The organism is Paenibacillus soyae (assembly GCF_024623455.1).
Taxonomy (GTDB): Bacteria; Bacillota; Bacilli; order Paenibacillales; family Paenibacillaceae; genus Pristimantibacillus; species Pristimantibacillus soyae.
Map to the genome: position 1 here is coordinate 14196 of NZ_JANIPJ010000027.1, position 12157 is coordinate 26352.

At 60.5% G+C, this 12157-nt stretch carries 14 protein-coding genes and 1 riboswitch; of the genes, 10 read left to right on the forward strand and 4 right to left on the reverse strand.

Annotation, left to right across the window (positions count from 1 at the left end; genetic code table 11):
* Positions 1 to 178 precede the first annotated feature (178 nt).
* The 3 genes from prmC to sdaAA all read left to right on the forward strand — a co-directional run bounded on the left by prmC (position 179) and on the right by sdaAA (position 2951).
* Positions 179 to 1123, forward strand: coding sequence for a peptide chain release factor N(5)-glutamine methyltransferase (gene prmC / locus NQZ67_RS26450; RefSeq protein ID WP_371825363.1), 945 nt, complete (start codon positions 179 to 181; stop codon positions 1121 to 1123).
* A gap of 216 nt (positions 1124 to 1339) precedes the next feature.
* Entirely contained in the window at positions 1340 to 2026 is a 687-nt protein-coding gene (sdaAB, locus tag NQZ67_RS26455) for an L-serine ammonia-lyase, iron-sulfur-dependent subunit beta (RefSeq protein ID WP_257451908.1), read from the forward strand.
* A 31-nt stretch (positions 2027 to 2057) separates the two neighbouring features.
* Positions 2058 to 2951: an L-serine ammonia-lyase, iron-sulfur-dependent, subunit alpha gene (gene sdaAA, locus NQZ67_RS26460; RefSeq protein ID WP_257451910.1), complete on the forward strand. Its 894-nt coding sequence runs from the start codon at positions 2058 to 2060 to the stop codon at positions 2949 to 2951.
* Positions 2952 to 3109: 158 nt separating this feature from the next.
* Here the strand turns inward: sdaAA and NQZ67_RS26465 are convergent, their stop codons facing one another.
* The gene (locus NQZ67_RS26465; protein WP_257451913.1) at positions 3110 to 3562 is read right to left on the reverse strand and encodes a carboxymuconolactone decarboxylase family protein; all 453 of its coding nucleotides are present in this window, start codon (positions 3560 to 3562) and stop codon (positions 3110 to 3112) included.
* Positions 3563 to 3617: 55 nt separating this feature from the next.
* Positions 3618 to 4514: an RNA polymerase sigma-70 factor gene (locus NQZ67_RS26470; RefSeq protein ID WP_257451915.1), complete on the reverse strand. Its 897-nt coding sequence runs from the start codon at positions 4512 to 4514 to the stop codon at positions 3618 to 3620.
* A 138-nt stretch (positions 4515 to 4652) separates the two neighbouring features.
* Between NQZ67_RS26470 and spoIIR the strand changes: the two genes are divergently transcribed.
* The 7 genes from spoIIR to glyA all read left to right on the forward strand — a co-directional run bounded on the left by spoIIR (position 4653) and on the right by glyA (position 10620).
* Entirely contained in the window at positions 4653 to 5384 is a 732-nt protein-coding gene (gene spoIIR, locus NQZ67_RS26475; RefSeq protein WP_306813079.1) for a stage II sporulation protein R, read from the forward strand.
* 234 nt (positions 5385 to 5618) lie between these two features.
* Positions 5619 to 6662, forward strand: coding sequence for an L-threonylcarbamoyladenylate synthase (locus NQZ67_RS26480; RefSeq protein WP_257451918.1), 1044 nt, complete (start codon positions 5619 to 5621; stop codon positions 6660 to 6662).
* 72 nt (positions 6663 to 6734) lie between these two features.
* A complete protein-coding gene (locus NQZ67_RS26485; RefSeq protein WP_257451920.1) occupies positions 6735 to 7298 on the forward strand; it encodes a manganese efflux pump MntP in 564 nt (187 codons plus the stop codon).
* A 36-nt stretch (positions 7299 to 7334) separates the two neighbouring features.
* The gene (locus NQZ67_RS26490) at positions 7335 to 7916 is read left to right on the forward strand and encodes a low molecular weight protein arginine phosphatase (protein ID WP_257451923.1); all 582 of its coding nucleotides are present in this window, start codon (positions 7335 to 7337) and stop codon (positions 7914 to 7916) included.
* A 61-nt stretch (positions 7917 to 7977) separates the two neighbouring features.
* Positions 7978 to 8059, forward strand: a riboswitch (ZMP/ZTP riboswitch).
* Positions 8060 to 8240: 181 nt separating this feature from the next.
* Positions 8241 to 8699 (forward strand): ribose 5-phosphate isomerase B, encoded by a 459-nt coding sequence (gene rpiB / locus NQZ67_RS26495; RefSeq protein ID WP_257451926.1) that lies wholly within the window; start codon positions 8241 to 8243, stop codon positions 8697 to 8699.
* Between the two features lie 40 nt (positions 8700 to 8739).
* On the forward strand, positions 8740 to 9336 hold the full coding sequence (locus NQZ67_RS26500) for a TIGR01440 family protein (protein WP_371825364.1): 597 nt from the start codon (positions 8740 to 8742) through the stop codon (positions 9334 to 9336).
* Positions 9337 to 9372: 36 nt separating this feature from the next.
* Entirely contained in the window at positions 9373 to 10620 is a 1248-nt protein-coding gene (gene glyA, locus NQZ67_RS26505; RefSeq protein WP_257451931.1) for a serine hydroxymethyltransferase, read from the forward strand.
* Positions 10621 to 10713: 93 nt separating this feature from the next.
* Here glyA and NQZ67_RS26510 read toward each other — a convergent pair whose 3' ends face one another.
* On the reverse strand, positions 10714 to 11049 hold the full coding sequence (locus NQZ67_RS26510; RefSeq protein WP_257451934.1) for an ASCH domain-containing protein: 336 nt from the start codon (positions 11047 to 11049) through the stop codon (positions 10714 to 10716).
* Positions 11046 to 12155 carry a GerAB/ArcD/ProY family transporter gene (locus tag NQZ67_RS26515; protein WP_257451936.1) on the reverse strand — a complete coding sequence of 370 codons (1110 nt, stop codon included), beginning with the start codon at positions 12153 to 12155 and terminating at the stop codon, positions 11046 to 11048. The genes NQZ67_RS26510 and NQZ67_RS26515 overlap by 4 nt, the downstream gene beginning before the upstream one ends.
* Between the last annotated feature and the right edge of the window lie 2 nt (positions 12156 to 12157).

Consider the following 12157-nt stretch of genomic DNA (forward strand, 5'->3'; position numbering starts at 1 on the left):
ACGGACGGCGGCCGGTTTTTTTGATTGGGGACCGAACGCAAGTTGGTTTGGTGCGGATAGGCGTGCCAGGAACGTCTAAAAGAGCTCGGAAGGTCGGATTGGTGCGGATAGACGTGCCAGGAACGTCTAAATGCGCCTCGAAGCAGGTGGTAGGTTCGAGGAAAGAGGAGGAGAGAGGATGGAGCTAACGGCGACGTTTTACATACCGCCGATGACTATTCGGCAGGCGCGGGATCGAGCGGCCGGGTGGATGGAGGAGCAGGGCGTCGAGGACGGGCGGAGCCAGGCGGATCGGCTGCTGCAGCATGTGCTGGGGATGGAGCGCCCGGCGCTGCTCCTGGCATGGGGCGATCCGTTCCCCGAGGCGAAGGCGGAGGCCTGGACGGCGCTCGTCCGCCGCAGAGGGGCCGGCGAGCCGCTCCAATACTTGCTCGGCGAGGAATGGTTCTACGGGCGTCCGTTCCAAGTGACGCCCGCCGTTCTTATCCCGCGCCCCGAGACGGAGCTCCTCGTGGAAGCGGTCTTGGAAGCCGCCGGCCGGCTCTGGCCTCCGGCGGCTGCAGAGGGCGCCGCGGCGCCGACGGTCGTCGACGTCGGCACCGGCAGCGGCGCCATCGCCGTGACGCTTGCGGCGCAGCGTCACGACTGGCGCGTGATCGCGTCCGACCTGTCGCCGGACGCGCTTGAAGTCGCCCGCGCGAACGCGTCCCGCCATGGGGCGGCGGGCCGCATCGCGTTCGCGCAGGGCGACCTGCTCGCGCCCCTCATTGCTCAGGGGCGCGGGGGGACTGCCGTCGACGGCGCAGGGACGCGCGTCGACGTGCTCGTGAGCAATCCGCCGTACATTCCGTCGGCGGATATGCCGGGCTTGCAGCGCGAGGTGCGGGAGTACGAGCCGCATCTCGCGCTGGAGGGCGGGGCGGACGGGCTGGATCCGTACCGCCGCATGCTGGAGCAGCTGCCGCTGCTGCCGGCCATGCCGCGCATCGTGGCGTTCGAGCTTGGCATGGGCCAGCCGCGCATCGTCGCGGAGCTCATGCGCGGGATGGGCGAATGGGACGATATTCGCATCATTACCGACTACGGCGGAATCGAGCGTCATATCGTCGCGGTGCGGACATAGGACGGGGTTTTCGAACAGGGGTGCCGGCGGCGCCCCTATTTTATTTGGCAGGGACACTGGCTTTCGGCCGTCTCCCGCATAAAATAAAACAAGTCATCCAATCGAGGCTCCCGCCATGCGGATGGAATGGGGCACGGATGACGCAAACTAAAAAGCAGGCTTCGCCGCTGTATTACTTTTCAAGCTCGCTGCCTGCTACTTGCGGAGGTGGTAGGGATGCGGTTCAAGGATGTGTTCTCCATAATCGGTCCCGCGATGGTCGGCCCGTCGAGCTCCCATACGGCGGGAGCGGCGCGCATCGGGCGCGCGGCAAGGCAGCTGCTTGGAGATGGAGAGGCGGCGAATCCGGTCGAAGCCTTGATCACGTTCTATGGTTCTTTCGCCGCGACGTACGCGGGACACGGGACGGACGTGGCGATCGTCGGCGGCATCCTGGATTTTGCGACGGACGACCCGCGTATTCCGGACGCGCTGAACCTAGCGGAGCAGGCCGGCATGAGCGTCACGTTCCGCGAGGGCAAAGGGCTGTACCCGCATCCGAACACGGCGCGCGTCAGGCTGAAGACTTCGTCGGGACAGACGCTCGAGGCGGTCGGCATCTCCATCGGCGGGGGCAATATCGAGATCGTCGAAATTAACGGCTTCCGCGCCAAAATGACGGGCGTCTATAAGGCCCTCGCGATTTTTCATGCGGATACTCCAGGCGTCATCGCGGAAATAACGGGGCGTCTGAGGGAGGAGCATTCCAATATCGGCTACATGTCGGTGGACCGGAAGAGCAGGAGCGGCGACGCGCTCACCGTCATCGAGCTGGATACGGATATTACGGAGGAGCTGCTGACCAAGCTGGCGGCTTGTCCATCCGTACAATCGGTCAGGGTCGTGGATTTGACGGATTCATAGGGAGCTACGAATACAGAGGAGATGAGCGGTCATGAGGTTTCGCCATTTGAACGAGCTGGCTAAGCTTTGCGCGGATGAAGGGCTGACGATCGGGGAGCTCATGCTGGCCGAACAGGCGGCGGAGTCCGGGCACCCGCCCGCGTGGGAGTTCGCCAAGATGGCCGATTATTATGCCGTGATGAAGGATGCCGTCAAACGGGGGCTGACGGAGGATACGACGTCCCGAAGCGGGATTACGGGGCTGGACGCGCAGCGGGTGGCCGCCTATAACGGCGCAGGGACCTCCAATCTCGGCATCGCGGGCGACGCGATGGCCTATGCGCTTGCGGTATCGGAGGTGAACGCGTCGATGGGGCGCATCATCGCCACGCCGACGGCGGGCTCCTGCGGCATCATACCCGGCGTGTTCGTCAGCTGCCAGGAACGGTTCGGCTTGTCCGACGAGCACATGACCTACGGTCTGTTCGCGGCCGGCGCCATCGGCTATGTCATCGCGAACAATTCGTTCGTCTCCGGGGCCGAGGGCGGCTGCCAAGCCGAAGTAGGCTCGGCGATCGGCATGGCGGCCGGTGCCCTGGCGGAGCTTCGCGGCGGCAGTCCCGCGCAGGCGGTTCATGCCGTAGGCCTCGCTCTGAAGAACACGCTTGGCCTCATCTGCGATCCGGTCGGCGGTCTCGTCGAGGTGCCGTGCATCGTGCGCAACGGCTTTGGCGCCGTCACCGCGCTGGCCGCCGCCGACATGGCGCTTGCGGGCGTGCGCAGCGTCATTCCATCCGACGAGGTCATCCAAGTGATGCTGGAGGTCGGCTCCGCCATGCCCGACAAGCACCGCGAGACGGCCGGCGGCGGTCTAGCCCAGACGCCGACCGGCAAGGCCATCCTCGAGGATTTGCGTTCCAAACGCGCCAAGCGCGGCAAAGAGTAGCCGTGTCTTTCACGAATAGAGAAGAGGAGCCCGTCATGTTTGACAGGCTCCTCTGTTGGTAGCAGGGGCGGAAGAGCGCTCTCCGCTCAGGCACCCCATTACCGTCCCATTTTCCCCGACTTCGGGAAGCATACCAGAATGGCCACATAGGAACTGAATTACTCCGGCATCATGCCCGTCGAGATCGCGATGCGGTTCCAAGCGTTGATCGTCACGATCGCCATGATGAGCTCGCCCATCTGCTTGCTGTCGAAGTGGCGGGCAGCTTCGTCGTATACGCTGTCCGGCACATGATTGTTCGCGATGAGCGTCACGGCTTCCGTCAAGGCTAGGGCGGCTCTTTCCTTCTCGCTGAAGTACGGGGTATCTCTCCATGCGCTCAGCGCGTAGAGGCGCTGCTCGGTTTCTCCGGCCTTCCTAGCGTCCACCGTATGCATGTTGATGCAGAAAGCGCAGCCGTTAATCTGGGATGCGCGGGTTTTGACCAGCTCGATCAGGCTGTGCTCCAGGCTGGAAGACTTCACGAATTTCTCCAAGCCCAGCATCGCTTGATACGCGGCAGGGGCCTCGTTCAAGATTTTTACTCTTTCCGTAGCGTGTGCGTTTGTCATTCTCCACCACTCCTCGTCATGATCTCGCCGGTCTGTACTTTGGCCGGCTATGCTTCTAAGACAAATCAGCGATCGAGTTTGTGACAGAAGTGAGCTTATCGGGATTCATAATTTGAAAAATCCGCTCGATCCGCTCCCCGGCGGCATCCCATTGGAACGTCACGACGCGCTTCGGCTCGCCATTCTCGAACAATAAAAGTCCATACTGGCCATTGACCAATGCGGGGATGTATCCGCGGCTGACAATGCCTTTGCGGGCCAAGCCTTCGTAGAAGGCCGCGACGCGGTCGCGCCCGATGATCGGGAAGATGGCTGCCCGCACTTTGCCGCCGCCATCCGAGATCATGACGGCATCCTCCGTCAGTATGCCAAGCAGAGCCTCCGTGTTGCCGGTTTCGGCCGCCGCGATGAACGCGCCCGCCAGCTCAGCCGCCCGCTCGCTTCGGAACGTCGGAATTTCCGGAACGGCGCCGAGCTTTTGCTTGGCACGGCTGATGATTTTGCGGCAGTTGGCTTCGGATTTGCCCACGATCCCGGCAATCTCGTCATAATCGAACGATAGCGTCTCCCGGAGCAGGAACACGGCCCGCTCGATGCCGCTCAGCTGCTCCAGCATGACGAGCATGGCGTAGGTGATCGTCTCGTTCCGCTCCCACAGCTCCAGCGGGTCGGACGGCAAGGCGGCTCCGTACGCGACGTCCGGCTCGGGCAGCCAGTTGCCGACGTACGTCTCCCGGCGTTTGCGGGCGGAGCTCTGCAGATTCAGGCAGCGGTTCGTGACCATTCGGGCCAAATACGCTTTTTCGTGCTCGATATGGGATTGGTCCCGTTGATAGTATTCGAGGAAGACGTCCTGCACGATATCCTCGGCATCGCCCTTGGAGCCGAGCATCCGGTACGCCAGGTTGGTCAGCAGGGGGCGGTGCGTCTCGTAGGTCGGGTTGGTGTTCATGGGCCAGGACCTCCGTTATCTATTATTTTTTTGGTAGACGATAGGTTTATAGAGAAGGTTGCACGGACATAATGACGGATAGAGACGTTCCGGAACGCAAGCAGACGCACCGGCGGGTGCGCGAGAGGAGCTTGTGTAATGTCCCGAAATTATTCCTTTTATTCCGATTATACCGCTTATCGTGCAAGTGTTCGTCCGTACCGCATTCCATTCCGTTCATCTTACGGCTTTATTATAATGGCAATTCTTGTATTAATCATGAGCTGGGAAGCTCAGAAAATGGATGCCGCCATCGTGCAGTCCAGCATTCCGGAAGAGGCGATCCGTCTTCGCATTCTCGCGAATTCCGACAGCGCGTCGGATCAGCTGGTGAAGCGCATCGTGCGCGATGAGGTCGTCCAAGCGATGAACAGCTGGGCAACGGGTCAAGAAACGATCGAGGAAGCGCGCGAGACGATCCGCAAGAAGCTTCCGGAGCTGCAGGGTATTGTCGCGAGCGTGCTGGAGAGCAGAGGGTTCTCCTACGATTCCACTGCCGAGCTCGGGCTCGTCGATTTCCCAACCAAAATGTACGGCAGCGAAGTGTACCCGGCAGGCCAGTACGAAGCGCTGCTCATTACGATCGGCGAGGGCAAAGGGCAAAACTGGTGGTGCGTGCTGTTCCCTCCGCTCTGTTTTGTCGATGCGGCAACGGGCGAAGCCTCGGCTGCTTCCGCCGAGATGGCGTCCGCTGATGCAGGGACGGACGGCGGCGTGAAGGCGGCTTCGGCTGACAGCGCGGATGTGGGAGCGGGCGAAGCTCCGAAAGCGAAGTTTTTCCTGTGGGAGCTGCTGCAGTCGTTCATCGATTGGATTAAATCGTTATTCTAAAAAATATGGCGCCGCGTTCTCTTGGGAGGACGCGGCGTTTTTTGCGATGACGCCGCAGGAAGCGTCGTCGAACGGATCTGCAAGAGTAAAAATCACTCCTGCACCCGAGGTAGTGCCGCCTGGCCAAGGAGTAGATCGCCGCTCTCCGTTACCCCCGCCGCACTCTCGGCAGTGAATATGCTATAATAGCGGTGAAATGGACACTATAGGCGAAAGCAAGGATTGATTACCGATATGATCGATACGATAGTATGGCAGGAGCAAGGCATACAGCAAGCGGCGGAGACGCTTAGGCGCGGGGGGCTCGTGGCGTTTCCGACGGAGACGGTGTACGGCCTTGGAGCGGATGCGAGAAGCAGCGAAGCCGTGGCGGGCATCTTCGGGGCGAAGGGCCGGCCGTCGGATAATCCTCTTATCGTGCACATCGCGGACAGAAGCCAGCTGGGCGAGCTCGTAGAGCCCTACCCCGCGCTCGCGGGGGAGCTGATGGAGCGGTTCTGGCCGGGGCCGCTGACGATCGTGCTGCCCGCGAAGCCGGGCGCGCTGTCGCCGCTCGTCACGGCGAATCTGCCGACGGTGGGCGTCCGGATGCCGGACCATCCCCTGGCGCTCGAGCTGCTGAGCCGTGCGGGCGTGCCGGTCGCCGCTCCAAGCGCGAACCGGTCCGGCCGCCCGAGCCCGACGCTGGCGGGCCATGTGCTGGAGGATCTCGGCGGTCGCATTGACGGCGTCATCGACGGGGGCGCGACGGGAGTCGGCCTGGAGTCAACCGTGGTCGAGCTGGAGGGCAACGGCGCCATTCGTATTTTGCGACCGGGCGGCGTGACGGAGGAGGCTCTCAAGCGGGCTTTCCCGGCCGTCTCCGTTATCAGCGAAGCCGAGACGGGGGAGCAGCCCGCCAAGCCGCGTTCCCCCGGGATGAAATATACCCATTACGCTCCGAGAGGCGAGCTGACGGTCGTGCAAGGACCTGAAGAGCGGGTCATCTCGTATATCAACCTTCTGGCCGAGGAAGCCAGACATGAAGGAATGAAGACGGGCGTGCTGGCCTTCAGCGAGCATGCCGGCAGCTACAGAGCCGATCTGGTGCTCGATCTGGGCAGCGAGAACAGGCTGGACGAGGCGGCCCATCGGCTCTACGCCCACCTGAGAAAGCTCGACGAAGCCGGCGTCGGCCGGATTTGGTCGGAGGGCTGCGAGCCGGGCGGCTTGGGCGGCGCCCTGATGAACCGCATGCTGAAAGCGGCGGGCGGCCGCGCGATTCGATTAGACAGGTAGTGTTAGACAAGTAGTATGATTACCCTCTTGTCCGCATATGTTGGTAGAGAATGCGGCGGACATGGAGGGTTTATGCTAATGGATGCTAGTGCATATGCGGGACAGTTTTTGACACTGCTCATCATTGCGATGGCGCTGGGGTTCGACGCGTTTTCGCTGGGACTGGGGATTGGACTGAAGGGAATCCGGCTGCTCGATATTTTGAAGCTGGGCGTTGTAATCGGTCTATTCCATATCATTATGCCGATCGGGGGCATTCTGACGGGACAGCTTGTCAGCGGCTTGCTGGGCGACGTGGCGACTTTGGCGGCGGGCGTGCTGCTTGTGCTTCTGGGCGGGCACATGATCTACAGCTCCATCCGCGGGGAAGAGGTGCAGTCCTTCAATCACCGGTCGACGGTCGGACTTCTGGTGCTGGCGCTTAGCGTGAGCATCGACGCTTTCTCCGTGGGCGTGACGCTGGGAATGTTCTCCGCCAACATGCTGCTGACGATTCTGCTGTTCGGCTTCTTCGGCGGTCTGATGTCCATGCTGGGCCTGCTGCTTGGCCGGAAGGTGGGCGGCAAGCTGGGCGAATACGGCGAAGCTTGCGGCGGCGCGATATTGCTGGTGTTCGGCGTGATGTTTATTTTGTAGGAAACAGAGCTTACATCATCGGAAGGGGCTGACGTTATGAAGCGAATATTGTTCATCTGTACCGGCAATACCTGCAGGTCGCCGATGGCGGAGGCGATGCTTCACCATCTGGCCTTGAAGCGGGGCGTCGCCGTAGCCGTAAGGTCGGCGGGCGTCTCGACGATCGACGGTTTGCCGGTTTCCGCTAATACCTTGAACTCGCTCAAGGCGCGCAACATTGAGCATTCGGGTACCTCAAGGGCGCTTACGGCAGAGGCTGTCGGATGGGCCGACTTGATCCTGACGATGACGGCCGCGCATAAGCGGGATTTGCTCCATTATCACCCGGGCGCGGTGGATAAGACATATACGCTGAAGGAATTTGCCTATCTGGATGATCGTCTTCAGCAGGATATATGGGAGCTGGAAGGTCTGTATACGGAGATGCAGATGAAAAGCGCGCTCGGCCAGCAGCTGACCGGAGAGGAGAGACAGCGCCTGCTCGAGCTGGAGAAACGCATACCGAGCTTCGATATCGCGGATCCGTTCGGGGGCTCGCAGTCACTCTACGACAGTTGTTCGCGGGAGATAGAGGAAGCGCTTGGCAGGATGCTGGACAAGTTGGCCAAACGGGGTTAAATCGCGGCGTTTGCCGATTGATTTCTAGCGGGATTTGAGCTATGATGAGGGAGACAATAATGGTTTCCGATGTAACTGGCGACGGAAGTGGGCTAACCACGGTGGAGCATCGGAATATACGGCCGGTCGCCTGGGCAAAGAGCAGCATGCGTATTTTCGCATGTGTTGCTCTTTTTTTCTTTTTTCTGGGGGTTTTTCCGCAGAGTGGCGGCATTCAAGATCATGATGCCGAGGCGGCGGTCCTGCGACTTTTCGGACAAAACAAGGTATACTAGCTGCAGGGTGTTATGAGCAACATACAACTTAACTTGGAGGGTGTTCGCTTTGAAAATTGCAATTGGCGCCGACCATGGAGGTTACCGTCTGAAAGACGAGCTTGTTCCGATTATTGAATCGCTTGGCCATGAGATTCTGGACGTAGGCTGCAGCTGCGAGCAGTCGGTCGATTATCCGGATTACGCGCTGCCGGTATGCGAGATGGTGACCAGCGGCAAGGCCGACCGCGGCATCTTGATCTGCGGCACGGGCATCGGCATGTCGATCGCCGCGAACAAATATCCGGGCATTCGCTGCGCGCTGACGCATGATATTTTCTCCGCCAAGGCGACTCGCGAGCATAACGACACGAACGTGCTTGCGATGGGCGAACGCGTCATCGGGCCGGGGGTTGCCGGAGAGATCGTCCGCGTATGGCTGGAGACGCCGTTCTCGAATCAGGACCGTCATGTAGGCCGCATTAGCAAAGTCATGGAGCTGGAGAAACGATTCAGCGTTCACCCCTAATCCCGGGAGCAAGGGAAGGAGCTGGAGCGATATGAGCGAGATGCCAGACATGAGGGAAGACCAAATCGCGTTAACCGTCGAGAAGGTGGTTCGCGAGCTGGCTGAAGCGGGTAAGTTACAAGCAGGGCAGCTGCTCGTCGTCGGGGCGAGCACGAGCGAGGTGCTAGGGAAGCGAATCGGGACATCCGGCGCGGTAGAGACCGCCGCCGCGATCTATGCGGGCGTCGAAGCGGTCCGTCAAGCGATCGGGTTCGTCCCCGTCTTCCAATGCTGCGAGCATCTGAACCGCGCGCTGGTCATCGACCAGACGATAGCGGAGAGGCTCGGACTCGAGATCGTCCACGCGGTGCCCGTGCCCCAGGCGGGCGGATCCATGGCGGCTTACGCCTACGGTCGGATGGAGCGTCCCTGCCTCGTCGAACGGATCGAAGCCCATGCCGGGATCGATATCGGCGACACGTTCATCGGGATGCATCTGAAGCGGGTAGCCGTTCCCGTCCGGCCTACGGTCAAGTCGATCGGCGAAGCGCACGTCACCATGGCGTTCACAAGGCCGAAGCTGATCGGCGGAGCAAGAGCCGTGTACGATGAGACCTATCGGCTGCGGCCGGAACAGACCGCGCCGACCTGCGACTAAGTATAATAGGACATTCATTTTAAGGAGGATATAATAGTGGAACAACTACGCAAGCAAGATCCAGAGGTACTGAAGGCGCTAAGCCTTGAACTGCAACGCCAACGCGACAACATCGAGCTGATCGCGTCGGAGAATATCGTCAGCGAAGCGGTGCTGGAAGCGATGGGCTCCGTCCTGACGAACAAATACGCGGAAGGCTACCCGAGCAAACGTTTCTACGGCGGCTGCGAGCACGTGGACATCGTGGAAGACATCGCGCGCGATCGCGCGAAGGAGCTGTTCGGCGCGGAGCACGCGAACGTGCAGCCGCACTCCGGCGCTCAAGCGAACATGGCCGTTTACCTGGCTACGCTCCAACCGGGCGACACCGTTCTCGGCATGAACCTGGCTCATGGCGGCCACTTGACTCACGGCAGCCCGGTTAACGCATCCGGCTTGCTCTATAACTTCGTGGCGTACGGCGTGCAAGAAGATACGATGACGATCGATTACGAAGAAGTGCGCAAGCTGGCGTTCAAGCATCGTCCTCGCCTTCTCGTGGCGGGCGCGAGCGCGTACCCGCGCGTCATCGATTTCGAGAAGCTCGGCCAAATCGCGAACGAAGTCGGCGCGCTGTTCATGGTCGACATGGCGCATATCGCGGGTCTTGTAGCGGCAGGTCTGCACCCAAGCCCAGTGCCTCATGCGCACTTCGTGACGACGACGACGCACAAGACGCTTCGCGGACCTCGCGGCGGCATGATTCTCTGCCGCAAATCGTGGGCGGCGGCTATCGACAAAGCCGTATTCCCGGGCTCCCAAGGCGGACCTCTGATGCACATCATCGCGGCCAAAGCCGTTGCTTTCGGCGAAGCGCTTCAGCCTTCGTTTAAAGAGTACGCGAAGAACGTCGTGACGAACGCGAAGGTATTGTCCGAAGAGCTGATGGCCAAAGGCATTAACATCGTATCCGGCGGCACGGACAATCACCTGATGCTGATCGACACGCGCAGCCTGAACATTACGGGCAAAGCGGCCGAGCACGTGCTGGACCAAGTGGGCATCACCGTGAACAAGAACGCGATTCCGTTCGACCCGACCAGCCCGTTCGTAACAAGCGGCATCCGCGTGGGCACGCCGGCGGCGACGACTCGCGGCATGGACGCCGAAGCGATGAAGGTCATCGCGGAAGTAATCGCGAACGTTCTGAAGAGTCCGGAGGATCAAGCCGTGCTGGACAAAGCGACAACTACGGTGCGCGAGCTGACGGCGAAGTACCCGCTGTACCCGAGCATGACATACTAATCCGCTTACGGATAGAGAAACCGCCTTGGCGCATGCGCCAAGGCGGTTTCTGGTTTTGGAGAGCCTCGGGAAGCCGAGCCGACATGGCGCTCGCTACTCCAACCGAAAGTCGTGCACCCACATATTCATGTGGGGCAGCCAAGGCATTCCGGGGTGAAGCCGCAGAATATGCTGGTTGTACGCTTCTACGCTCTCATACCCTTCGGATTGCGCATCGTCATCGGACAGCTCGCCGACCTTCTGCCGGTATACGTCGATGACGACCAGCCGGCGCCCATGAAATGCAGTCGATTCCCCGGGATCGGCGTACCGCCCGTTCCTGCGGGTTGCGGTCTTGCGGCCGGCCAATACCAGCTGAATATCCGCTTCGAGCGTAATCAAACGATCAATGGAGCAGGTCTTGGGCGGCAGTTGAAGCGGTGTGTTCATCGCTCTTCGGCGACCTCCTTTCGTTTCCGGAGCTTCTGGATCAGCCGCGAGAGAAGCAGCAGCAGGACAGGGAGCAGTGCGCCCATTGTAATATTGAGCGGGGCATACACGCCGAATAGGAACGATTGGATCTCCTCGTAGTCCGCCGCGAACCAGAGAGAGCCGGCTCCGATCAGCCAGCCGAAGGGCAGCACGAGCGGGCGGTACGTCTTCAGCTTCAGCGCCTGCGCGGTTCCCAGGCATAATCCGTAATAGAAGATGGAGATGCGGAACAGCAGGCCGACCGTCCAGAACAGTACGGCGATGGCGTCGAATCGGTTCAGCACCTCTCCTGCCTCGATGTAACGGACTTCCGAGAAGGTAGGGAACGTCATCTTGGCCGCCTCGGTAGCTCCGAACATGGCGACGGGCCCGGTCACCGGGCCGAGGAAGAAGATGAGAGTCAGCGCGGCTACCCACAAATTGGCTTTCATTAGCCGCTCCGGCTTCTGGACATAAGGCAGCAGCATGCCCATAATGACGATCTCCCCGAACCATCCCATCACGGAGAGGGCGCCTGCTCCGACGGGCATCCAGCCTTCTCCCAGGATGGGAAGCAAGTTGGAGTAATCCTTGTTCGGCATGGTCAAGTAAGCGACCACGATGGCCATCACGACCAGAATCGGCAGCATGATCTGGTTCATCCTTCCGATCGTTTCCAAGCCCAAGTAGACGGCATAGGCCGAGACGAGCAGGATGATGACGATGAATGCCGTGAGAGGCGTCTCGTACAGGATCGATTTGTACGCCTCGCCGAACAGCCGGACGGCAAGCAACGTCAAGATGAAGAAGTACAGCAAATACACAATGGCCGCGATTTTCCCCGGCCAAGAGAAGTGCCGGAACAAGATTTCAATCAAGGTGAGACCGGGGAAGCGCTGAGACAGTCGAGTAACCGCCACAATGCCGATCAAGCCGAGCGCCGTACCGATAATGGCCGCGATCCATCCGTTTTCTTTGCTGTGGCTAATGACAAGCGTCAGCACGATGAGATGCCCCATAATCGTCAGGGACGTGATCGCGAGCATAGCCGACTGAATATTGCTGATGCGCCCTTTCTCAATCATGG

Bases quoted from the DNA above. Each gene is read 5' to 3' on its own strand.
- sdaAB (WP_257451908.1), top strand. From the start codon at position 1,340: ATGCGGTTCAAGGATGTGTTCTCCATAATCGGTCCCGCGATGGTCGGC.
- NQZ67_RS26470 (WP_257451915.1), bottom strand. From the start codon at position 4,514: ATGAACACCAACCCGACCTACGAGACGCACCGCCCCCTGCTGACCAAC.
- NQZ67_RS26500 (WP_371825364.1), top strand. From the start codon at position 8,740: ATGCCAGACATGAGGGAAGACCAAATCGCGTTAACCGTCGAGAAGGTG.
- NQZ67_RS26510 (WP_257451934.1), bottom strand. From the start codon at position 11,049: ATGAACACACCGCTTCAACTGCCGCCCAAGACCTGCTCCATTGATCGT.
- NQZ67_RS26485 (WP_257451920.1), top strand. From the start codon at position 6,735: ATGCTAATGGATGCTAGTGCATATGCGGGACAGTTTTTGACACTGCTC.
- NQZ67_RS26465 (WP_257451913.1), bottom strand. From the start codon at position 3,562: ATGACAAACGCACACGCTACGGAAAGAGTAAAAATCTTGAACGAGGCC.
- NQZ67_RS26490 (WP_257451923.1), top strand. From the start codon at position 7,335: ATGAAGCGAATATTGTTCATCTGTACCGGCAATACCTGCAGGTCGCCG.
- NQZ67_RS26515 (WP_257451936.1), bottom strand. From the start codon at position 12,155: ATGATTGAGAAAGGGCGCATCAGCAATATTCAGTCGGCTATGCTCGCG.
- sdaAA (WP_257451910.1), top strand. From the start codon at position 2,058: ATGAGGTTTCGCCATTTGAACGAGCTGGCTAAGCTTTGCGCGGATGAA.
- spoIIR (WP_306813079.1), top strand. From the start codon at position 4,653: ATGTCCCGAAATTATTCCTTTTATTCCGATTATACCGCTTATCGTGCA.
- NQZ67_RS26480 (WP_257451918.1), top strand. From the start codon at position 5,619: ATGATCGATACGATAGTATGGCAGGAGCAAGGCATACAGCAAGCGGCG.
- prmC (WP_371825363.1), top strand. From the start codon at position 179: ATGGAGCTAACGGCGACGTTTTACATACCGCCGATGACTATTCGGCAG.